Annotated in this window: 14 protein-coding genes; 6 read left to right on the forward strand and 8 right to left on the reverse strand. The window is 61.1% G+C overall.

Going from position 1 to position 23,857, the window contains the following annotated elements; translation table 11 throughout:
• The first annotated feature begins 97 nt into the window (after window positions 1–97).
• A complete protein-coding gene (gene msrA, locus KCG87_RS04845) occupies window positions 98–763 on the forward strand; it encodes a peptide-methionine (S)-S-oxide reductase MsrA (RefSeq protein WP_007967332.1) in 666 nt (221 codons plus the stop codon).
• A 124-nt stretch (window positions 764–887) separates the two neighbouring features.
• Here the strand turns inward: msrA and rlmJ are convergent, their stop codons facing one another.
• The 5 genes from rlmJ to putP all read right to left on the reverse strand — a co-directional run bounded on the left by rlmJ (window position 888) and on the right by putP (window position 7,238).
• The gene (gene rlmJ / locus KCG87_RS04850) at window positions 888–1,727 is read right to left on the reverse strand and encodes a 23S rRNA (adenine(2030)-N(6))-methyltransferase RlmJ (protein ID WP_003220988.1); all 840 of its coding nucleotides are present in this window, start codon (window positions 1,725–1,727) and stop codon (window positions 888–890) included.
• 316 nt (window positions 1,728–2,043) lie between these two features.
• The gene (locus KCG87_RS04855) at window positions 2,044–2,364 is read right to left on the reverse strand and encodes a hypothetical protein (protein ID WP_097087106.1); all 321 of its coding nucleotides are present in this window, start codon (window positions 2,362–2,364) and stop codon (window positions 2,044–2,046) included.
• A gap of 326 nt (window positions 2,365–2,690) precedes the next feature.
• Window positions 2,691–3,395, reverse strand: coding sequence for a DUF4123 domain-containing protein (locus KCG87_RS04860; RefSeq protein WP_098966876.1), 705 nt, complete (start codon window positions 3,393–3,395; stop codon window positions 2,691–2,693).
• Entirely contained in the window at window positions 3,385–5,400 is a 2,016-nt protein-coding gene (locus tag KCG87_RS04865) for a type VI secretion system tip protein VgrG (protein WP_210556749.1), read from the reverse strand. Before KCG87_RS04865 ends, KCG87_RS04860 begins: the two co-directional genes overlap by 11 nt.
• 353 nt (window positions 5,401–5,753) lie before the next feature.
• Window positions 5,754–7,238, reverse strand: coding sequence for a sodium/proline symporter PutP (putP, locus tag KCG87_RS04870; RefSeq protein WP_103368701.1), 1,485 nt, complete (start codon window positions 7,236–7,238; stop codon window positions 5,754–5,756).
• 457 nt (window positions 7,239–7,695) lie between these two features.
• Here putP and putA point away from each other — a divergent pair, with 457 nt between their 5' ends.
• Complete coding sequence (putA, locus tag KCG87_RS04875; RefSeq protein ID WP_210556751.1) at window positions 7,696–11,649, forward strand: trifunctional transcriptional regulator/proline dehydrogenase/L-glutamate gamma-semialdehyde dehydrogenase; 3,954 nt, start codon at window positions 7,696–7,698, stop codon at window positions 11,647–11,649.
• A gap of 260 nt (window positions 11,650–11,909) precedes the next feature.
• Window positions 11,910–13,712 (forward strand): acyl-CoA dehydrogenase, encoded by a 1,803-nt coding sequence (locus KCG87_RS04880; RefSeq protein ID WP_210556753.1) that lies wholly within the window; start codon window positions 11,910–11,912, stop codon window positions 13,710–13,712.
• Window positions 13,713–13,912: 200 nt separating this feature from the next.
• On the opposite strand, the gene KCG87_RS04885 is transcribed toward KCG87_RS04880, so the two are convergent.
• From KCG87_RS04885 to KCG87_RS04895, 3 genes are all read right to left on the reverse strand, one after another.
• The gene (locus KCG87_RS04885; RefSeq protein ID WP_210556754.1) at window positions 13,913–15,850 is read right to left on the reverse strand and encodes a methyl-accepting chemotaxis protein; all 1,938 of its coding nucleotides are present in this window, start codon (window positions 15,848–15,850) and stop codon (window positions 13,913–13,915) included.
• Window positions 15,851–15,949: 99 nt separating this feature from the next.
• Entirely contained in the window at window positions 15,950–16,252 is a 303-nt protein-coding gene (locus KCG87_RS04890) for a cell division protein ZapA (RefSeq protein ID WP_027611351.1), read from the reverse strand.
• Window positions 16,249–16,479, reverse strand: a complete 231-nt coding sequence (locus tag KCG87_RS04895; RefSeq protein ID WP_003220969.1) for a hypothetical protein — start codon at window positions 16,477–16,479, stop codon at window positions 16,249–16,251. Before KCG87_RS04895 ends, KCG87_RS04890 begins: the two co-directional genes overlap by 4 nt.
• Window positions 16,480–16,757: 278 nt before the next feature.
• On the opposite strand from KCG87_RS04895, the gene KCG87_RS04900 reads away from it, so the two are divergent.
• From KCG87_RS04900 to mscK, 3 genes are all read left to right on the forward strand, one after another.
• Window positions 16,758–18,383, forward strand: a complete 1,626-nt coding sequence (locus KCG87_RS04900; RefSeq protein ID WP_210556756.1) for a methyl-accepting chemotaxis protein — start codon at window positions 16,758–16,760, stop codon at window positions 18,381–18,383.
• Window positions 18,384–18,705: 322 nt separating this feature from the next.
• Window positions 18,706–20,448, forward strand: a complete 1,743-nt coding sequence (locus KCG87_RS04905) for a potassium/proton antiporter (RefSeq protein WP_096794715.1) — start codon at window positions 18,706–18,708, stop codon at window positions 20,446–20,448.
• A gap of 34 nt (window positions 20,449–20,482) precedes the next feature.
• On the forward strand, window positions 20,483–23,836 hold the full coding sequence (mscK, locus tag KCG87_RS04910; RefSeq protein ID WP_097087044.1) for a mechanosensitive channel MscK: 3,354 nt from the start codon (window positions 20,483–20,485) through the stop codon (window positions 23,834–23,836).
• Window positions 23,837–23,857: the final 21 nt, after the last annotated feature.

Consider the following 23,857-nt stretch of genomic DNA (forward strand, 5'->3'; position numbering starts at 1 on the left):
AAGCCCGCTCCCACATTTGAATAGTGCGAAATCCGGCATCATTCGGCACACTGACGGTCTGACTTTTTACATCCCATCCTGACTGAGAGGAACGATCATGGTTCTGCGCTCGGAAATTCTGGTGAACAAAAACGTGCTACCGACCAAAGATCAAGCTCTGCCCGGCCGCGAAACCGCGATGACCCTGCCTGAAAAGCATTTCGTCTTCGAAGAAACTCCGCTGCTCGGCCCGTTTTTCCAGGACGTCGACTTTGCGATCTTCGGTCTGGGTTGCTTCTGGGGGGCGGAGCGCCGCTTCTGGCAGCGCGAAGGCGTGGTCAGCACCGTGGTTGGCTACGCCGGCGGCTACACGCCGAACCCGACCTACGAAGAAGTCTGCTCGGGCCTGACCGGCCACGCCGAAGTAGTGCTGGTGGTGTATGACAAAGCCAAGGTCAGCTACGAAGAGCTGCTGGCGATGTTCTGGGAGCTGCACAACCCGACGCAGGGCATGCGACAGGGCAACGACATCGGCACCCAGTACCGTTCGGTGATCTACGCCACCTCGCCAGAGCAACTGGACGCTGCGCTGAAGAGCAAAGCGGTGTATCAGGCTGAACTGTCGAAGGCGGGTCTGGGCGACATCAGCACCGAGATCGAGCAGGCGCCGACCGTGTACTTCGCCGAGGCGTATCACCAGCAATATCTGGCGAAGAACCCTGAGGGCTATTGCGGGATTGGCGGCACCGGCGTGTGCATGCCACCGAGCCTGGCGGGTAACTAAACCCCAAAGCATCGCGGGCAAGCCCGCTCCCACAGGTTTAGCGCCGACTTCAAAATGGCGCAGTACTTTGTGGGAGCGGGCTTGCCCGCGAAGGCGTCCGTTCAGACACCGCTAAAACAGTTGATCAGCTTTCAGCAATCAACCAATCCATCTGCCACCCACCCTGAGTCTGCCCAAGCTTCTTCGACAACCACGGCAGCAGCTCACGCAATTCTTCCTCCAGCCCCCACGGCGGATTGGCAATCGCCATCCCCGAGCCGTTGAGGCTGTTCGGCGTATCCAGCGGATGCACCAGCAGTTCCACGCGCAGCAACTTCGGCGCACCGGTACCAGCCAGATCCTGATAGAAACGTCGCAGCGCACGCTGGTCCTTTACCGGGTACCAGATCGCCGCCACGGTTTGGCGCATCCGGCCAATCGCTTCTTTCAGCGACGCCGCACACTTTTGCATCTCGTCGAGCTGCTCGAACGGCGGATCGATCAACATCACCGCACGCTTCTCCTGCACCGGCAGCATCGCCCGCGCCACATGCCAGCCCTCGCCCAGATGCACTTTCACCCGACGGTCACCGGCCATGTTCTCTTTGAGCTGCACGCCGTCTTCCGGGTGTTTCTCGTTGAGCATCACCCGATCCTGCGGCCGGGTCAGACGCCGCGCCAGCTCCGGCGAACCCGGGTAGTAGCGCAACTGGCCATCCGGGTTCATCTCGTGCAGCACCTTCATGTAGTCGGCGGTCAGCGCCGGCAGATCCGGCTGATCCCACAAGCGCGCGATGCCTTCCAGATACTCGCCGGTGCGGTTGGCCTGATCGCCCTGCAGGTCATACAGACCGATACCGGCGTGGGTGTCGAGATAGGCAAACGGCTGCTCCTTGCGCGACATCAGGGCGATGAGGCGGGTCAAGGTCAGGTGTTTGAACACATCGGCGTGATTGCCGGCATGGAAGGCGTGACGATAATTCATGGCTGCTCCTGCGAGGGCCGTGAAGTTTACCTTTTACCGGCCGGCAAGTCAGGGGTTGGCGGCCGAGCGGACCTCAACAGCAAAGATCGCAGCCTTCGGCAGCTCCTACACGGGATTGGCGTTCCCCCCTGTAGGAGCTGCCGAAGGCTGCGATCTTTTGCCCTTGCCTTTGTGGCGAGGGGATTCATCCCCGATGGGCTGCGCAGCGGCCCCAAGACCTCAATCCCCCATTTCGTCTGACACCGCGACAACCGGGTTGCGGCTGCTACGCAGCCGAGCGGGAGCAAGCTCCCTCGCCACAAAAACGCTCTCAGGCTTAAAGGGACAGGTTGCCGAGGCGTTTGCCAATCACATCCAGCACATCACAGCCGTCACGCAGCGGAATGGCGCAGAGCATGGCGAAGTCGCTGAGGATGATCGAGTCGCATTCGACCGAGCCGCGCATGCACATGTTTTCCAGCACTTGAATCACGGCGCGGATGCGGTGGTTGGCGGCGTCCATGAGGATGTCGAGGGGGACTTGGGTGTCGATGAACAGAGTGGGCATGTCGCTGCAATTGCCGGTCAGGGCCATGAAGCGATTATCGGGATGGGGGATGATTTTTTCGTAGGGTGGGTCGGGTTTAAGCATCGTCATGTTTTCTACCATGGATGTGAAAATGAACTGCCTCGCTCCTTCCTACGGGATCGGGTGGCAGCTGTGCACGGGAGTAGGAACCGACCCATGGAATTCGGCCACGCCAAAGCGTGCCCCGCACACAGCCGCCGCTAAAGATATTGCTGGCACAAGTTACATGTCGCAATTAAATCAACAGCGCTGATGCACCATAGGTAACGGGTTCCTACACCCTGTCACCACTCTCGCGGTGACAACGAAAAGACTATCCCCGCAACCCACCGCCCACCAGTTCATGAAATCCGCCGCAACTCGCGGGAAATTTCCGAAGCCTTCGCCCGGAAATTTCACTCCGCTTCGTCCTGCAAATATGCCAATAACGCCGATTGCGACGATTCTTCCGACGCCGAAACCTGAAAAAACTGCTGAACCTTGCAGCGCAACACAGCCTGCGGAAACGCCTCGTACAGCGCCGGATGCTCCTCGCTCAGCCACTGCAGCGCATTCCCGATCCGGACTGAATTCCCTGCTGAAGCCAGCACTGACTCAGGCACTTTCCACCAGGGAAACACCCGCCCTGAAACCTGCGCCCTGCCCCCGATATCCACGGCCTGTCCATTGATCAAGCCGCGCGAGATCACCGGCATCAACTGCGCAGATTGCACTTCATCGGACTGCAGGATCGGCAACAAAAACCGCCCATCCCAGAAGCGAAAAAACACCGCTGCGCCGTCCGGCATCAGCACTTGAGTCAGGCTGCGAAAGTGCTCAACTACCACCTCCAGGCTCGCCGAGGACACCGCCAACCACCCCCAGTCGCGAGACTCGGTACTCGCCACCCAGTCGAGAAACTCACTGTCCGCCGCGACAATTCCCACGAAGGGCATCACCGCATCCCACTCGGCGTAGATCGTCTCAGCCCAGATCGGGCTCGGTGCAACCAGCGGAGGCCTGGCGTCGCTGGCGCTACTGAAGATCGCGAACAGTTGCTCCGCAGGTTTCAGCGGTTCACGCGCCAACCACTCTGCAGGTGTGAGGCACTCAAGCTGCACAGACACCGTCCTTGCAACGCTCGCACTCTTCGCAGAATGGTGCATCACCTTTAAAGCTCATGATTTGCGCAGCAGTGAGCATGGCCGCTGGTGCTGCTGCGAGTTTTACCGGCAACCCCGGCACACTCGGCGCCGCGCTCATCGCCGCCATTGGCGCCCCACCCACGACAATCGGCACGCTACTGAAAATCCCGCCGGGGCCGATGTTGATCCATTGCCCGCCGGCCTGAATCGTCGCGCTCGCGCCACCGTCGATCACCACTTGTTGCCCGGCACTGACGTGAATTTGTGCGCTCGCACTGGTTGCCTGACTACTCACCCGAATATGCCGATCACCAATAACCGTGAGGTGATCGTCCTGTTTCACTTCGGTCTGGCGCTGGCCGTGGGTGATGCGCTGCTCGTCAGCCTTGAGTTCATGGCTGGCAAGGCCAGTGACGACAATGCTGCGCTGGTTGTCGACCTGCACCTGCTGGTCGTGCAGGACATGCTGCGTCCAGTTGCGCTGGGCGCGCAGGTAGATTTCTTCGGCGCCCTTTTTGTCCTCGATGCGCAGCTCGTTGTAACCGCCACCACCGGGGCTGCTCTGGCTGCGGAAGATGCTGCGGGTCTGGTCGGCGGGCAGGTCCAGCGGCAGCGGAGTTGCGGCGTTTGGCAGGCAACCCATCACCAACGGTTTGTCGGCATCAGCGTCGATGAAACCGACCAGCACTTCCATGCCGACCCGCGGGATCAGCACGCTGCCGTAATGATCATGCGCCCAACCCGTGGCAACGCGCAGCCAGCAACTGGAATGCTCGTTGAGCTCGCCGTCACGATCCCAGGCCAGTTGCACCTTGACCCGGCCGTACTCGTCGCAATGGATTTCCGTGTCTTGCGGCCCGGTGACCACGGCCGGTTGATAACCGGGCATGCGCGGTTTTTCCGGCCCCAACGCCGGACGAAAGAACACCTCCCACGGCGTGGCAAGAAAGGTATTACGGTAACCCTGGAATGTTTCCCCATCGCTGGTCACCGATTCCTCCAGCACTTGCGGCTGTCGGCCATGATGCTCGATGGCGGTGAGCAGCCACAGGTCATTCCAGTCCTGGCGCGGATGCTCGCTCAGTTGCAGGAAATGTCCGCAAACCAGTGCGGATACGTCGCTGATGCCCTCAGCCTGACGGTAGTCGGCGACATGCCTTTCCAGCGTACGTTGCGCCAGTTGCCTGCCGGTTTCTCGATCGTTGAATTGGCCGGGAAAGTGATAGTCCTCGAGCACCGGGCGCTGCTCACTGTCGCTGCGGCTGTGCAGTTGCAGTCGCGGCTTTTCGAAGTTGTAGTCGCGCCGGGTGACCACGCTGGTGCGAGTCTCCACCCGGACGTTGAAGCGCTTGATGGCCGGCGCCGTCGACGCCATGCCGCTACCCGGCAGATACAGCGTCGGTTCGGCCAGGCGCGGAAACACCGTTTGATCGTCGCCGAACACCAGCACATGCCCCTCCGGGCTGTGCTGAAAGTGGTAATGAATACCCACCTCGGCACACAGGCGCTGGATGAACGCCAGATCGCTCTCGGCGTATTGCACGCAATATTCCCGCACCGGGTAATCGCTGCCGAGGCGGAACTCGAAGGCATCGCGCAGGATTGCGTGATCCTTGAGGATCTGCGCGACGATCTGCGGAACCGTCTGATGCTGAAAAATCCGCTGATTGATGCGGTGACCGAGGTAGGTCAGACGCGACACCAGGCTCAGGTGGTAGCGCGTCAGACGTTTCCCGGAATCGCCCTGCCCGACCTGATAAATCTGACCATGGACACCGGAACCTTCCGCATCGAAGCTCAGAAACGCCTGACGGTGCAGCAGGCTTTCGAGGTCCAGATCCGGACGCTCACTGACCAGTTCCAGCTCGAAACGAAAGGGTTGGCTGATGGCTTCCTTGCCCGTGAACTCAAGGACTTTGAGATCAACTTGGGCGCCTTCGAGGGTCAACGTGAAACGCGGTTGATTGGCAGGCGCGAACATCCGATGTCTCTCTGCAGATTGAGGGCGGGCGATTCTGCATGAGGGGCAAGGGGTGTTGGGTGGGTGACGGGAAAATCAGATTTGCCCTACTTTTCCTGTCGAAAAAGCCTTCGCAAATCGGCGCATGCGACTACAGACAACCCTCTCAAACTCACCACCGATCTCCTGTGGGAGCGGGCTTGCTCGCGAATGCGGTGGGTCAAATGAAATCAATGTCGACTGGCACGACCCTTTCGCGAGCAAGCCCGCTCCCACAGGGGATCTATGCTGACTCAGGGATATTGCAGGCATAAAAAAACGGCCCGCCTCCTGTAGGAAGCGGGCCGTTTTCTGGTGAGCCGAAGCTCAATGCATCACTTGTTCAGGTGGAAATCTTTTTCCGCCGCTTCAAAGCGCTGCACCATGCCTTTGGTTGGCTCACCCATTTTGCTGACGATGTAGATGGCCAGACTGGCGAAGATGAAGCCCGGGATGATTTCGTACAGACCCAGCAGTTCGAAATGCTTCCAGACCACTACCGTGATCGCGCCGACCAGGATGCCGGCCAGTGCGCCGTTGCGGGTCATGTCCTTCCAGATCACCGAGATCAGCACCACCGGACCGAACGCGGCACCGAAACCGGCCCAGGCGTAGGACACCAGGCCCAGTACGCGGTTTTCCGGGTTGGCGGCCATGGCGATAGCGATCAGCGCCACCAGCAACACCATCGCGCGACCGACCCACACCAGTTCCACCTGGGAAGCGGATTTGCGCAGGAAGGTTTTGTAGAAGTCCTCGGTCAGAGCGCTCGAGCAAACCAGCAGCTGGCAGCTCAGGGTGCTCATCACAGCGGCGAGAATCGCCGACAGCAGGACACCGGCAACCCACGGGTTGAAAAGAATTTTTGCCAGCTCGATGAACACCCGCTCGTGGTTCTCGGTGACTGGACCGGCCACTTCCGGGTGCGCCGAGAAGTAGGCGATACCGAAGAAACCCACGGCGACGGTGCCGCCCAGGCACAGGATCATCCAGGTCATGGAGATGCGACGGGCGTTGGCAATCGACTTCACCGAGTCAGCGGCCATGAAACGCGCGAGGATGTGCGGCTGACCGAAGTAACCCAGACCCCAGCCCATCAGCGAGATGATGCCGATGAAGGTGGTGCCCTTGAGCATGTCGAAGTTGCTTGGGTCCTGAGCTTCGATGGCGAGGAACGTGGTATCGACACCACCGGTGGCCAGCAGCACGATGATCGGCGTCAGCAGCAGGGCGAAGATCATGAGCGTGGCTTGTACGGTGTCAGTCCAGCTCACCGCGAGGAAACCGCCGACGAAGGTGTAGGCAATCGTCGCCGCAGCACCGGCCCACAGCGCCGTCTCGTAGGACATGCCGAAGGTGCTTTCGAACAGACGGGCGCCAGCCACGATGCCGGAAGCGCAGTAAATGGTGAAGAACACCAGAATCACCACCGCCGAGATGATGCGCAGCAGGCCGCTTTTGTCTTCGAAACGGCTGGAGAAGTAGTCCGGCAGGGTCAGGGCATCACCGTTATGCTCGGTCTGCACACGCAGACGGCCGGCGACGAACAGCCAGTTCAGGTAGGCGCCGACGATCAAGCCGATGGCGATCCAGCTTTCGGACAGACCGGACATGTAGATGGCGCCCGGCAGGCCCATCAACAACCAGCCGCTCATGTCGGAAGCACCGGCAGACAGAGCCGTCACGACGCTGCCCAGGCTGCGGCCGCCAAGAATGTAGTCAGAGAGGTTATTGGTGGAGCGATAGGCCATGAAGCCGATCAGCACCATTGCTGCGATGTAGATCACGAACGTGATCAGTGTTGGATTGCTTACGCTCATTAAGTTACGCCCTGGCTTTGTTTTTATGTTGCAGCGGTGATTGATCGTCCACAAACGACCACGTTTGGCAGACGAAACGGGATCCCGCGCATTTAGGACTGATGTTTCCCCAGGAAAGCCACCAGCCGATGCACCGGGTTATCCCGGTTGCACCTTGGGCGCGAATGCTATGCAACAAAGTAAAAAAGGTGCAACCAGTTTCTGGCGATTAAGTTGCACCTAGTCGGATATACCGATAAATACGCCGTTTTTGCTCCCTTTTAGCGCAGTCGAGTCTCTCTGCTAGAAGTAAAAGCACCAAGCAGGAGCGGCACTTCAGTACCAGAAAATAATTCCTGACGAAGCGTTTATTTTTCCGACAAAAAAAGGGTTGCACCCGGTTGCACCTCTTCCGGCGCACGGCTAATCTTGCCGCCAGCTGATGCCACGCAACTGTGGCAACCATGAGGATAAAAATATGGCTACCACCACCCTTGGGGTCAAACTCGATGACCCGACCCGCGAGCGCCTGAAGGCTGCCGCGACCTCGATTGATCGCACACCGCACTGGCTGATCAAGCAGGCAATTTTCAATTACCTGGAAAAACTCGAGGGTGGTGCAACCCTGACCGAGCTGAACGGTTTGACCGCCAAGGACAGCGATGACGCTGGCGAAGTGCAGACCGATCACGCCCACCAGTGCTTCCTCGAATTCGCTGAAAGCATCCTGCCGCAATCGGTACTGCGCGCATCGATCACCGCTGCTTACCGTCGCCCTGAGCCGGAAGTGGTGCCGATGCTGATCGAGCAGGCACGCCTGCCGGCACCGATGGCCGACGCCACCAACAAACTCGCTGCGACCATCGCGGAAAAACTGCGTAACCAGAAAAGTGCCGGCGGTCGTGCAGGCATTGTTCAGGGCCTGCTGCAGGAATTTTCCCTGTCGTCCCAGGAAGGCGTGGCCCTGATGTGCCTGGCCGAAGCACTGCTGCGTATCCCGGACAAAGGCACTCGCGATGCGCTGATCCGCGACAAGATCAGCACCGGCAACTGGCAGCCGCACCTGGGCAACAGCCCGTCGCTGTTCGTCAACGCCGCCACCTGGGGTCTGCTGCTGACAGGCAAACTGGTGTCGACCCACAACGAAGCCGGGCTGACTTCGTCGCTGAGCCGGATCATCGGCAAGAGCGGCGAGCCGATGATCCGCAAGGGCGTCGACATGGCCATGCGTCTGATGGGCGAGCAGTTCGTCACCGGCGAAACCATCGCCGAAGCGCTGGCCAACGCGAGCAAGTTCGAAGCCAAGGGCTTCCGCTATTCCTACGACATGCTCGGTGAAGCGGCACTCACCGAACACGACGCGCAGAAGTACCTGGCGTCGTACGAACAAGCCATTCACTCGATCGGCAAAGCCTCCCACGGCCGTGGGATTTATGAAGGCCCGGGCATTTCCATCAAGCTCTCGGCGCTGCACCCGCGTTACAGCCGTGCGCAGTACGAGCGGGTGATGGACGAGCTGTACCCGCGCCTGCTGTCGCTGACCCTGCTGGCCAAGCAATACGACATCGGCCTGAACATCGACGCCGAAGAAGCCGACCGCCTGGAGCTGTCGCTGGATCTGCTCGAGCGCCTGTGCTTCGAACCGCAACTGACCGGCTGGAACGGCATCGGCTTCGTGATTCAGGCTTACCAGAAGCGTTGCCCATACGTGATCGACTACGTGATCGATCTGGCCCGTCGCAGCCGTCATCGCCTGATGATCCGCCTGGTGAAAGGCGCGTACTGGGACAGCGAAATCAAGCGCGCCCAGGTCGAAGGCCTGGAAGGCTATCCGGTCTACACCCGCAAGGTGTACACCGACGTGTCCTACATCGCCTGCGCCCGCAAACTGCTGTCGGTGCCGGAAGTCATCTACCCGCAGTTCGCCACGCACAACGCCCACACCCTGTCGGCCATTTACCACATTGCCGGTCAGAACTATTACCCGGGCCAGTACGAATTCCAGTGCCTGCACGGCATGGGCGAACCGCTTTACGAGCAGGTTGTCGGCAAAGTGTCCGAAGGCAAGCTGAACCGTCCGTGCCGCGTGTACGCACCGGTCGGTACCCACGAAACCCTGCTGGCGTACCTCGTGCGTCGTCTGCTGGAAAACGGCGCCAACACTTCGTTCGTCAACCGCATTGCCGACCAGTCGATTTCGATTCAGGAACTGGTGGCCGATCCGGTGGCCCAGATCGAGCAGATGGCGACCGTGGAAGGTGGTTTCGGCCTGCCGCACCCACGCATTCCGCTGCCGCGTGACCTGTATGGCTCCGAGCGCGCCAACTCCGCCGGCATCGACATGGCCAACGAACATCGTCTGGCCTCGCTGTCCTGCGCCCTGCTCGCCACTGCGCACAACAACTGGAAAGCCGCACCGATGCTCGGTTGCGCTTCCAGCAACGAAGCCCCGGCGCCAGTGCTGAACCCGGCGGATCACCGCGATGTGGTCGGTCACGTGCAGGAAGCCACCGTCGAAGACGTCGACAACGCGATCCAGTGCGCCCTGAATGCTGCGCCAATCTGGCAGGCTACTCCGCCAGCCGAGCGCGCGGCGATTCTGGAGCGTGCCGCCGACCTGATGGAAGGCGAGATCCAGCCACTGATGGGCCTGCTGGCCCGTGAAGCCGGCAAGACCTTCGCCAACGCCATTGCCGAAGTGCGCGAAGCGGTCGACTTCCTGCGTTACTACGCGGTGCAGGCGCGCAACGATTTCAGCAATGACGCCCACCGCCCACTGGGCCCGGTGGTGTGCATCAGCCCGTGGAACTTCCCGCTGGCCATCTTCAGTGGCCAGGTCGCTGCCGCACTGGCCGCCGGTAACCCGGTACTGGCCAAACCGGCTGAGCAGACTCCGTTGGTTGCCGCGCAAGCCGTGCGCTTGCTGCTGGAAGCCGGGATTCCCGAAGGCGTGCTGCAACTGCTGCCGGGTCGCGGTGAAACCGTCGGCGCCGGTCTGGTCGGTGATGAGCGCGTCAAAGGCGTGATGTTCACCGGTTCCACCGAAGTGGCGCGCCTGCTGCAACGCAACATCGCAGGTCGTCTCGACAGCCAGGGCCGTCCGATTCCGCTGATCGCCGAAACCGGCGGGCAGAACGCGATGATCGTTGACTCCTCGGCGCTGACCGAACAAGTGGTGATCGACGTGGTGTCCTCGGCCTTCGACAGTGCCGGTCAGCGTTGCTCGGCCCTGCGCGTGCTGTGCCTGCAGGAAGACTCCGCCGACCGTGTCATCGAAATGCTCAAAGGCGCGATGGCTGAAAGCCGCCTCGGCAACCCTGAGCGTCTGTCCGTGGACATTGGCCCGGTGATCGACGCCGAAGCCAAGGCCGGCATCGACAAGCACATCCAGGGCATGCGCGATAAAGGTCGCAGCGTGTACCAGGTGGCTATCGCCGACAGCGAAGAAGTCAAACGCGGCACCTTCGTCATGCCGACCCTGATCGAATTGGAAAGCTTCGATGAACTGCAACGCGAGATCTTCGGCCCGGTGCTGCACGTGGTGCGCTACAAGCGCAAGGACATCGACCAGTTGATCGGCCAGATCAATGCCTCCGGTTATGGCCTGACCCTCGGCGTACACACCCGCATCGACGAGACCATCGCCAAGGTGATCGACAACGTCAACGCCGGTAACGTCTACGTCAACCGCAACATCGTCGGTGCCGTGGTCGGCGTGCAGCCATTCGGCGGCGAAGGCCTGTCGGGTACTGGCCCGAAAGCCGGTGGTCCGCTGTACCTGTACCGCCTGCTGTCGACCCGTCCTACTGACGCGATCGAACAATCCTTCGCTCGCGGTGATGCAGCCGTCGCCCCGGACGTGCGTCTGCGTGATGCCATGAGCAAACCGCTGAACGCCTTCAAGGCCTGGGCCGAGAGCAACCAGTACGCCGAACTGAGCACCCTGTGCGTGCAGTACGCCGCGCAATCGCAAAGCGGCATCACCCGCGTGCTGGCCGGCCCGACCGGCGAGAAGAACAGCTACGCGATCCTGCCGCGTGAACACGTGCTGTGCCTGGCCGACGTCGAAGGCGATCTGCTGACTCAACTGGCGGCGGTCTTGGCGGTCGGCGGTTCGGCGGTATGGCCGGAATCCGACATCAGCAAGGCCTTGTTCGCACGCCTGCCGAAGGACGTTCAGGCGCGGATCAAACGGGTTGCCGACTGGCACAAGGATGAAGTGGTGTTTGATGCCGTGCTGCATCACGGCCATTCCGACCAGTTGCGTGGTGTCTGCCAGCAGATTGCCAAGCGTGCCGGTGCGATCGTTGGCGTTCAGGGCTTGTCCCAGGGCGAGACCAACATCGCGCTGGAGCGTCTGGTGATCGAGCGGGCGTTGAGCGTCAACACCGCGGCGGCGGGGGGTAATGCGAGCTTGATGACCATCGGTTAAACCCGATAAGTCAGGCAACCGCGATGGTTGCCTGACAATCAAATCCCAATGTGGGAGCGGGCTTGCTCGCGAAGGCGTTGTGTCAGTCGACATCTCCAGTGACTGATCCACCGCATTCGCGAGCAAGCCCGCTCCCACAGTTGTTTTGGGGTGTTTGTTAAGTCGGTGCTCGGCCCTGACATCACCGCCATCAATCATCGTATTCAGCCTTTATCAGCAAGCCTAGACTCGGCCCAATCCCAATGTTCAGGTAGGCCGCCATGTCCGAGACGCTGCTCAGTTCCCGTAATCTGGCTTTCGAGCTGTACGAAGTCCTCGATGCCGAGGGCCTGACCCGGCGTGAGCGCTTCGCCGAACACAACCGCGAGACCTTCGACGCGGCCATCGGCACCGCGCGCAGCATCGCCGAGAAATACTTCGCGCCGCACAACCGCAAGGGCGACGAGAACGAGCCGCGCTACGAAAATAGTCAGGCGGTTCTGATCCCGGAAGTGAAACCGGCGGTGGACGCGTTCCTCGAGGCCGGCTTCCTCAATGCCGCGCGAAGCTTCGAAGCCGGCGGCATGCAACTGCCGACGCTGCTGTCGCAAGCCTGCTTTGCGCACTTTCAAGCGGCGAACGCGGCGACCACCTCCTACCCGTTCCTGACCATGGGCGCGGCCAACCTGATCGAAAGCTTTGGCAGCGCCGAGCAGAAACAGCGCTTCCTGCAACCAATGATCGACGGGCGCTTCTTCGGCACCATGGCCCTGACCGAACCGCACGCTGGCTCATCGCTGTCGGATATTCGTACCCGCGCCGAGCCGGCGTCCGACGGCACTTATCGACTCAAGGGCAACAAGATCTTCATTTCCGGCGGCGATCATCCGCTGTCGGAAAACATCGTGCACATGGTCCTGGCCAAGCTGCCGGACGCGCCGCCGGGGGTGAAGGGTATTTCGCTGTTCATCGTGCCGAAATTTCTGGTCAACGATGACGGCAGCCTCGGCGAGCGCAACGATGTGCTGCTGGCCGGGCTGTTCCACAAGATGGGCTGGCGCGGCACCACTTCCACCGCGCTGAACTTCGGCGATAACGGCGAATGCGTCGGCTATCTGGTGGGCAAGCCGCACCATGGTTTGAGCTACATGTTCCAGATGATGAACGAGGCGCGGATTGGCGTCGGCATGGGCGCGGTGATGCTCGGCTACGCCGGTTACCTGTACTCGCTGGAATACGCCCGCGAACGCCCGCAAGGCCGAGTCCCGGACAGCAAGGATCCGAGCACTGCGCCAGTGGCGATCATTCAGCACGCGGACGTCAGACGCATGCTGCTGACGCAAAAATCCTACGTCGAAGGGGCGTTTGACCTCGGCCTGTACGCGGCGCGGCTGTTCGATGACACCACCACGCTGGAAACCGAAGGCGAGCGCAAACAGGCCCACGAGCTGCTGGACTTGCTGACGCCGATCGTCAAATCCTGGCCGTCGGAGTTCTGCCTGAAGGCCAACGAACTGGCGATCCAGATTCTCGGCGGTCACGGTTACACCCGCGAATACCCGGTGGAACAGTACTACCGCGACAACCGCCTGAACCCGATCCACGAAGGCACCCACGGTATTCAGTCGCTGGACTTGCTCGGGCGCAAACTGGCGCAGAACGGCGGCGCCGGATTGAAGCAACTGATCCGTCTGATCGCCAACACCGCCGAGCGCGCGACAGCGTACGAATCGTTGACCGCACTGCGTGAGCCACTGGAGCAATTGGTGGCTCGCCTGCAAACAGTCACCATCGGCCTGCTGACCGATCTGGCGCAGGGCAAGGTCAACAGCAGCCTGGCGAATTCGGCGCTGTACTTGAAGGTATTCGGGCACACGGTGATTGGCTGGCGCTGGCTGGAACAGGCGATCCGCGCCGAGGAAGGTCTGGCCAAAGGCAATGCGGCAGATGCTGACTTCTATAAGGGCAAGCTGCAGGCGGCGCGCTACTTCCTGACGTGGGAAGTGCCGGGCTGTCACCATGAGCTGGCGTTGCTGGAGGCGCGGGATGATACGTGCCTGGCGATGCAGGATGGGTGGTTCTGAGAGCCAACCCTCACCCCAGCCCTCTCCCGGAGGGAGAGGGGGCCGAACAGGGTATGCTTGAATACTCCATCGACCTGAAAGAGGTCTACCGAATCCATAATCGACTGGCGTTTTCAGGTCGATGTATAGCGAGAGACGGCTCGGTCAGTCCCCTCTCCCTCCGGGAGAGGGCTAGGGTGAGGGGCTTTCAGACTCAGCACTCAGCTCAACTTGAACCCACCCATCTGCCTTGCCAGATCATCCGCCAACCGCTGCAACATCTGACAATCCTCGCGACACGCCCGCACCTCGCCCGCCGTGGCCCGGGCCAGATCGGAAATCCCCTGCACATTGCGGTTGATCTCCTCGGTCACTGCAGACTGCTCTTCCGTGGCCGTGGCCACCTGATGGTTCATGTCACTGATGCGCTCGACCTGCCCGGTAATCGCGGTCAACGACGCGCCAGTACGCTGGCTCGATTCAACCCCGGTGCCGGTCGCCGCCTGCCCGGTGCGCATCGATGACACGGCATTCTCTGCGCCTTGTTTGAGGCTGCCGATCATTTGCTGGATTTCGTCGGTAGACGCCTGAGTCCTGCGCGCCAAGGTGCGCACTTCATCCGCCACCACGGCAAACCCGCGCCCCATATCTCCGGCGCGCGCCGCTTCAATCGCCGCGTTGAGCGCCAGCAAGTTGGTCTGCTCGGACACGCCGCGAATCACCGCCAGTACCGAATCGATCGACGCCACCTGATGCGCCAGCTCACCCACCGCGCCCGCCGCCACACCAATCTCATCGGACATGCTTTCGATATGACGGATCGAGCCACCGACCACTTCCCGCGCCTGCAGCGCTTCATCGCGAGCAGTTTGTGAAGCCAGCGCGGCGTTGCCGGCGTTCTGCGCAATTTCCTGCACGGTCAGGCCCATCTCATGCACCGCCGTGGCAACCATGTCGGTCATTTCCTGCTGGCGCCCGGAGCGTTCGGCGGTGTTTTCCACCACTTTCGCCACTTGGCCGACTGCTGTGCGCAGACGCTCGCTGGTGGTCAGCACTTCGCCGATCAGCCCGCGCTGGCTGTCGAGAAAACGGTTGAAGCCGCGCGCGAGATCGCCCAGCTCATCGGCGCGGCTGGAATCTAACCGATGGGTCAAATCTCCACCGCCGCTACCGATCGCTACCAGCGCGGCTGTTACCTGACGAATCGGTCGCACCAGCCCTTGGGCCAGCCACACCACCAGCGCCAGGCACACCAGTGCCACCGCCAGACCGATGCCGCCACTCATCCACATCGCCTTGCGGGCTTCGGCGTAGATCTGAGATTGCGGCACTTCGGCCACCAGCGTCCAGCCCAGATCGCGCAGCGGCAGGCTGAAGGCGAGGAAGTCTTCGCCATCGCGCTGGAAGGAACTGTTGGTGGCGACTTTTTGCCCCATGACCGCTTGCGCCGCCGACGCCCCGATCTGCTCCGTGAGGGTGCGCTTGCCACTGAACTGCGCTTCGGGATGGACCTGGATCAAACCGTCGGAACGCACGAGATAGACCTTGCCGCGCTCGCCAAAGCTGAAGTTGTGGATCAACTCCGACAGCTCTTTCATGCTTAGGCCGAGTCCCGCGACGCCGACAACTTTGCCGGCCTGCTCGACCTTCAAGTCGATGAACAGTGCCAATTCTCCGGTGGCGCCATCGTTGTCGATGTTCAGGGTGCGCGGCTGATGGCTGTCGAGGAAGGAATAAAACCAGGCATCGGCCGGTTTGGTCCGACTGAGGGTGCGATCCAGGCCCTTTTCGGTGATGTAGTGATTGGAGTCGGTGCCGATGATCAACGCGGTGAAAGCTTTATGTTCGGCGCGGATGCCTTCCAGATACTGCGCGAAGGCCGCCGTTTTGCTGCTGTCTTCACCCGAGGCCAGCCAATCGCGCACCATGCTGTTGCTGGCGATGTCTTTGGCGGCGGTCAGCGGCTGGACGAGGATGCGTTCGATGTCGTTGCGCGTCGCTTCGATGCTCGACGGCAGCGCTTGTTCGACCAGATAGCTCTGGGCGAGGCGGTTGACCACCAGGGTATAAATGCCAACCACGATCAGGATGCTGACCAGCAGGGCGGTGCCCATGCTGAGAATCAGCTGCCATTGAATACTGCGTCGCCACAACTGCATGGAGCACCCCCAAAGAATAAGTGGCCGAAACAATGCAACAGCCGTGCCGATTGTATACAACCTGATCGACAATTTATTCTTTGGTTGTGCGCAACCCCATCAGCCCTGATTGATGGTCTTGGCGATGGTGTCGACCGTGGCGCTGACTTGCTCTTGGTAACGGTCGAGTTCTGCCTGATGCTGCTTCTTCATTTCGATCTGCTGCGAGCACAGGTTCATCGCTGCCAGCACCAGCAAGCGGTCACCGATCAGCGTCGGGTATTTGCGTTTGGTGTCGGCCAGGGCGGCCTTGAGCATCAGTGCGGCGTCCAGCAGGGTCTGTTCTTCCCCGGCCGGTGCCTTGATCGAATAGTCCTCCCCGAGAATGGAGATGACTTTTACCCCTGCGGTGCCGTGGTTCATGCGCTGACAGGGCCTGCGTTGACGCGATCAACCAGAGCCTGGATGCGCGCTGCGGTGGCGCCGTGCTTCTCTTCCTGTTCCATCAGGCTCAGTTGCAGGCTTTCGTTTTCATCCTTGGCCTGGGCCAGTTCCGTGGACAGGGTCTGGTTGGTTTGCGTGAGGGTCTGGTTCTGTTGCACCAGGTCGCTGACGAGCTGTTCCAATTGGCTGAGGGATGCTTCCAACATTTTGATCTTCCAGGCGTTTTTCAAAGGGCGCGTACGATAAAGAAAAGTCACTGCGGATGCCAGGGTTATACCGGCGCAAGGCCTTGATTTTCCTGGCGGCCGACCGTTCTCGCGAGTTTAAAAGACTGTGATCTGCCGATCTGGTTCCTGCACTTCGTCGCTCAGGCCCATATGCGACAAATACGCACAGTGCCTCAAGACTTTAGTCGTATGACCGATAAGTCATCCATACAGCAGTCTCAGCCCGCATGGATGCGGCCCTTTTTGGTATCCGCACCATGTCCCTTCGCAATATGAATATCGCCCCCCGGGCGTTCACCGGCTTCGCCCTGATCGGCGGCCTGATGCTGATTCTAGGCGTGTTCGCCCTGAACCAGATGAGCAAAATCCGCGGCGCTGCCGAGGACATCACCAACAGCAGCGTGCCGAGCATCAAGAACCTCGACGAGTTCACCCAACTGACCTTGCGCCTGCGGGTGCTGTCCTACCGCTTGCTGGTCAATCGCGAGCCGGACGTACAGCAGAAGACCATGGAACTGCTGGACACCCGCAACCAGCAGATCCGCGCTGCCCAATCGGCCTATGAGCCGTTGATCAGCGGCCCGCAGGAACGCGCGGCCTACGATCAATATGTGCAGTTGCTCGGCCAGTACCGTCAGATCGAAGACCGGATGAAGAGCCTGTCGCGCAACAATCAGGTGGACGAGTTGCGCAACCTGCTCAACACCGAGTTGCTGAACAACTCCGAAGCGATGAACACCGTGCTCAACCGCCTGATGCAGATCAACGGCGAGCAGATCAGCCAGACCAATCAAGAGGCGGTCGACCAGTATTCCTCGGCGTTCAATCTGGTGGTCACCCTGCTGGTCGTGGCGACCGGCCTGACCTTCCTGTTCGCCTGGCTGCTGACCATCAGCATCACCAAGCCGATTTCCAAAGCGCTGGACGCGGCGGAAACCATCGCCGAAGGCAACCTGACCCAGCCGATCCACGTCGACGGCACCGACGAAGCCGGGCGTCTGCTGGCGGCCATGGCCAAGATGCAATCGAAGCTGCGCGACACCTTGCAGCGCATCTCCGGCTCGGCCACCCAGCTTGCATCTGCAGCGGAAGAACTGAACAGTGTCACCGACGAAAGCGCCCGCGGCCTGACCCAGCAGAACAACGAAATCGAGCAGGCCGCCACCGCTGTCAACGAGATGACCAGCGCCGTGGAAGAAGTCGCGCGCAATGCGGTGAGCACTTCGGAAGCCTCGAAGAACGCCACCACTTCGGCCGGCGACGGCCGTGACCTGGTACAGGAAACCGTCAGCGCCATCGAACGCATGAGCGCCGATGTGCAGAGCACTGCGACCCTGATCGGCGATCTGGCGAATGAATCCCGAGACATCGGCAAGGTGCTGGACGTGATTCGTGGTCTGGCGGATCAGACCAACCTGCTGGCCCTGAACGCGGCAATTGAAGCGGCACGTGCCGGTGAAGCCGGTCGCGGTTTTGCCGTGGTCGCCGACGAAGTGCGTGCGCTGGCGCATCGCACCCAGCAGTCGACCAGCGAAATCGAACGCATGATCGGCAGCATCCAGAGCGGCACCGAACACGCCGTGGATTCGATGCGCAACAGCACCGAGCGCGCCGAATCGACGCTGAACATCGCGCGGGGTGCCGGGATGTCGCTGGACATCATCAATACCGCGATCGTCGAGATCAACGAGCGCAATCTGGTGATCGCCAGTGCCGCTGAAGAACAGGCACAAGTGGCCCGCGAAGTGGATCGCAACCTGGTGAACATCCGCGACCTGTCGGTGCAATCGGCTACCGGCGCGAATCAGACCAGTGCGGCCAGCAACGAGCTGTCGCGCCTGGCGCTGGATCTGAACAACATGGTCGGGCGGTTCAGCCTGTAAATTTTCAGATCAAGGTCAAAAGCCCCTCACCCCAGCCCTCTCCCAGAGGGAGAGGGGGAAAGGGAGCACATTGGGAGCTTTGCAGATTTTGAGTTCGGCTCGATATTGCAGGTCGGTGTAACTTGAACAAACCCCGCGGTCGGTCCCCTCTCCCTCCGGGAGAGGGCTAGGGTGAGGGTAGCGATCCCCAGCCGAACCCATACCTCAAATCCCATAGCGTAAAAAGCTTTTTGACAGCATCACATTTCAACAGGTTAGAATCGCTGGCACGCAGACTGCATGGTCAGTTTGTGCCCGTCTTTACGCTTCTGGAGTACTGCCTTTGAATGCGACGACCATCAACAGCCTGTTCTTGATCGGCGCGTTGCTGGTAGGTGCGAGCATTCTTGTCAGCTCACTTTCCTCCCGTCTCGGCATCCCGATTCTGGTCATTATTCTTGCGGTCGGCATGGCCGCCGGGGTCGATGGCGGCGGGATCATTTTCGATAACTACCCGACGGCCTATCTGGTCGGCAACCTCGCACTGGCGGTGATCCTCCTCGACGGCGGCTTGCGCACGCGGGTCTCGAGTTTCCGCGTGGCCCTGTGGCCGGCGCTGTCGCTGGCGACGGTCGGGGTGTTGATCACCACCGGGCTGACCGGTATGGCCGCGGCATGGCTGTTCGACCTGAACCTGATCCAGGGCCTGCTGATCGGCGCCATCGTCGGCTCCACGGACGCCGCCGCAGTGTTCTCGCTGCTCGGCGGCAAGGGCCTCAACGAACGGGTGACCGCCAGCCTGGAAATCGAATCCGGCAGCAACGACCCGATGGCGGTGTTTCTCACCGTGACCCTGATCGACATGCTCGCCAGCGGCCAGACCGGCCTGCACTGGAGCCTGTTGACCCACCTGATTCGCGAATTCGGCATCGGCGGCGTGATCGGCCTCGGCGGTGGCTGGCTGATGCTGCAACTGGTCAACCGGATCAACCTCGCTACCGGCCTGTACCCGATTCTGGTGATCGCCGGCGGCCTGGTGGTGTTCGCCCTGACCAACGCCCTGCACGGCAGCGGCTTCCTCGCGGTGTACCTGTGCGGTCTGGTGATCGGCAACCGCCCGGTGCGCAGCCGTCACGGCATTCTGCACATGCTCGACGGCATGGCGTGGCTGGCACAGATCGGCATGTTCCTGGTGCTGGGGCTGCTGGTCACTCCGCATGATCTGCTGCCGATCGCCTTGCCGGCGCTGGGTCTGGCGCTATGGATGATTCTGTTCGCCCGGCCGCTGTCGGTGCTGGTCGGCCTGCTGCCGTTCAAGGCGTTCCACGGCCGCGAGAAAGCGTTTATTTCCTGGGTCGGGTTGCGCGGCGCGGTACCGATCATTCTCGCGGTGTTCCCGCTGATGGCCGGGTTGCCGAATGCGCAGCTGTACTTCAACCTCGCGTTCTTCATTGTGCTGGTGTCGCTGCTGGTGCAGGGCACGAGCCTGCCGTGGGTGGCCAAACTGTTGAAGGTGACGGTCCCGCCGGAGCCGGCGCCGATTTCCCGTTCGGCACTGGAAGTGCACATCACCAGCGAGTGGGAGCTGTTCGTTTACAAGCTCGGCGCCGAGAAATGGTGCATCGGTTCGCCCCTGCGCGAGCTGAAAATGCCCGAAGGCACACGTATCGCCGCCCTGTTTCGTGGCCAGCAACTGCTCCATCCGTCGGGTAGTACGGTGCTGGAAGTCGATGATTTGCTGTGTGTTATCGGCCATGAACACAACTTGCCAGCGCTCGGAAAACTGTTCAGCCAGGCGCCGCAACGCGGTCTGGATCTGCGCTTCTTCGGCGACTTCGTGCTCGAAGGAGACGCCCAGCTTAAAGCGGTTGCCGCGCTGTATGGCCTACCGGCCGAAGGCATAGATCCGGACATGACCCTGGGTGCGTTCATTGCCCACAAGGTCGGGGGGGCACCGATCGTTGGCGACCAGGTGGAGTGGAACAACACTCACTGGACGGTCGCGGTCATGGACGGGAACAAGATCGGCAAAGTGGGCGTCAGATTCCCCGAAGGAAGTCGCCCGGGTCCCGGTCTCTTCCTCTAAACTGCGTCCACTCTCACTTGCTTGACCGGTCTCTATGCCTACCCTGCGCTCTTTCTTTTTCGCGGCCCTGCTGGGCCTGAGTCTTTCCGTCGGCCCGCTCTACGCCGCCGAACCGCCGTCCAGCGAAGCCGTGCAGGCCAGCCTCGACAAACTGGCCGACAGCAAACTGCCGGATGCCGACAAAAAGAGCCTGCAGACGGTCCTGCAAACCACGCTCAATCAACTCAACAGCCGGCGTGATTACGACCAGAAGCTGATCGACCTCAAGCAGCAACTGGCCTCCGCCCCGCGGCAGACCATCGAGAACACCCGCGAACTGACGCGCCTCAAGGCCACGCCAGTGGTGCCGGTGGCGCAGCGCTTCACCAAAGAGTCGATCCAGCAGTTAGAGCAGATCCTCACCGATCGCTCGACCCAGCAGAGCGATCTGCAAAAAGCCCTGGCCGATGCCAACAGCCTGATCATCACTGCCCAGACCCGTCCCGAGCGGGCGCAGGCGGAAATCTCTGCCAGCCAGACGCGCATCCAGCAGATCAACAACATCCTCAAGTCCGGCAAGGACGCGGGCAAGACCGTCAGCGCCGAGCAGCGCGACCAGTTGAACGCCGAGCTCGCCGCGTTGAACTCACTGATTCCGCTGCGCCGCCAGGAACTGGCGGGCAACAGCCAGCTGCAGGATCTGGGCAACAGTCAGCACGACCTGCTCTCGGAGAAATCCGACCGTCTCGATCGCGAGATCCAGGAACTGCAGACCCTGATCAACCAGAAGCGTCTGGCGCAATCTCAGGAAACCGTGACCCAGCAGTCGATCGAGGCGCAGAAGGCCGGCGGCAGCAGCCTGCTCGCCACCGAAAGTGCGGCCAACCTCAAGCTCTCCGATTACCTGCTCAAAAGCACCGACCGCCTCAACGAAGTCACTCAACAGAACCTGCAGACCAAACAGCAACTCGACAGCCTGACCCAGAGCGACTCGGCTCTCGACGAGCAGATCAACGTGCTCAAGGGCAGTCTGCTGCTGTCGAAGATTCTCTATAAGCAGAAACAGGCGCTGCCCCGGCTCAAGGTCGACCGCGATCTGGCGGACCAGATTGCCGACATTCGCCTGTATCAGTTCGAAGTCAGCCAGCAGCGCGAACTGCTGAGCAATCCGGCGACCTACGTCGACAACCTGCTTTCCACCCAGCCGCCGGAACAAGTCACCCCGCAATTGCGCAAGAGCCTGATGGAACTGGCCAACACCCGCGCCGACCTGCTGGAGCGTCTGAACCGCGAACTGAGCGCGGTGCTCAACGAATCGATCACCCTGCAACTCAACCAGAAACAACTGCTGAGCACCGCGCAGAGCCTGCGTGCGACTCTCGACGAGCAGATGTTCTGGATCCCCAGCAACAAGCCGCTGGACGCGGAATGGATTCGCGGCGTGCCAGAGCGGCTCAAGCGCCAGATCGACACCCTGCCGCTGGCCTCAAGCCTGAGCGAGCTGACCGACGGCCTGACCCAGCGCCCGCTGTTGTTCCTGCCGCTGGCCTTGCTGATCGGCGCTCTGCTGTGGCGGCGCAAGGCGCTGTATGCGCGACTGAACAAGGTTCACCAGGACATCGGGCACTTCAAGCGTGACAGCCAGTGGCATACGCCCCAGGCGATTCTGATCAACATTCTGCTGGCGATGCCGGTGGCGCTGGGTCTGGGTCTGTGCGGTCTGGCCCTGCAGATCGACGCCCGCGGTCAGAATGCCAACATGGGCGCGGCGTTGCTGCAAATGGGTCAGGCGTGGCTGGTGTTCTACACCGCTTACCGGATTCTCTCGCCGGGCGGCGTGGCGGAGTTGCACTTCCGCTGGGACAAACCGCAGGTCGAGTTCCTTCAGGGCTGGATCCGTCGCCTCGGGCTGGTGGTGATGGCGCTGGTGACCGTGGTGGCGGTGGCCGAATTGCAACCGGCAGCGCTGGCTGACGACGTGCTCGGCATGCCGGTGGTATTGACCTGCTACGCCCTGATGGCGTGGCTGCTCAGCCGTCTGCTGATCAGCAGTCCGGCCCACGAAAACACCTCATTGTTCCGCAGGGCCGTGGGCGTGATGTTCACCCTGCTGCCAATCGCCCTGTTCGTCGCGGTGTGCTTCGGCTACTACTACACCGCGCTGAAACTCAGCGACCGGTTGATCAACACCCTGTACCTGCTGATGTTCTGGCTGGTGATCGAAGCCACGTTCGTGCGCGGTCTGGCGGTCGCCGCACGCCGTCTGGCCTATCAGCGCGCCCTGGCCAAACGTCAGGCGGCGAAAGAGGCCGGCGACGGCGAAGCGGTGATCGAAGAGCCGACCCTGGACATCGAAAAAGTCAACGAACAATCCCTGCGCCTGATCCGTCTGGCACTGCTCGGCGGCTTCATCGCCGCGCTGTACTGGGTCTGGGCTGACCTGATCTCGGTGTTCTCGTACCTCGACAACATCACCCTCTACGAATACACCAGCGGCACTGGCGCCAACATGAGCATGGTGCCGATCAGCATCGGCGACATGCTCGGCGCGCTGATCATCATCGGCATCACCTTCGCCCTGGCGCGTAACCTGCCGGGTCTGCTCGAAGTGTTCGTGCTGTCGAAACTCAATCTGGCGCAGGGCAGCGCCTATGCGACCACGACGCTGCTGTCTTACGTGATCGCCGGTGTCGGTTTTGTCTCGACCCTGTCGACCCTCGGCGTCAGCTGGGACAAGTTGCAATGGCTGGTGGCGGCGCTGTCGGTCGGCCTCGGTTTCGGTATGCAGGAGATCTTCGCCAACTTCATCTCCGGCATCATGATCCTGTTCGAGCGTCCGGTGCGGATCGGCGACACCATCACCATCGGCAACCTGTCAGGCACGGTGAGCAAGATCCGCATCCGCGCCACGACCATCACCGATTTCGACCGCAAGGACATCATTGTCCCGAACAAGACGTTCATCACCGGGCAACTGATCAACTGGTCGCTGACCGATACCATCACCCGCGTCACCTTGAAGCTGGGCGTGGATTACGGCTCTGACCTGGATCTGGTCAAGGAACTGCTGCTCAAGGCTGCCCGGGAAAACCCGCGCGTGCTCAAAGAGCCCGAGCCGCACGTGTACTTCCTCAACTTCGGCGAAAGCACCCTCGACCACGAACTGCGCATGCACGTACGTGACCTCGGTGACCGTAACCCGGTGATCGACGAAGTGAACCGCTTCATCAACCGCGAGTTCAAGAAGCAGCACATCAACATCTCGTTCCGCCAGATGGAGGTGTACCTGAAGAACCTCCACGGTCAGGAATACAAGTTGGTGCCCATCGAGGACGAGAACAAAACCATCGTTCCGATCGGCGCCGAGCAAAAGCCGCTGCAAGAGCCGCCGCCGGCCAAACTCGACTAACCGGTCTGATCCCAGCAGAAT

Origin of the sequence: Pseudomonas sp. MWU347 (assembly GCF_017947305.1) — a bacterium.
Classification (GTDB): Bacteria; Pseudomonadota; Gammaproteobacteria; order Pseudomonadales; family Pseudomonadaceae; genus Aquipseudomonas; species Aquipseudomonas putida_A.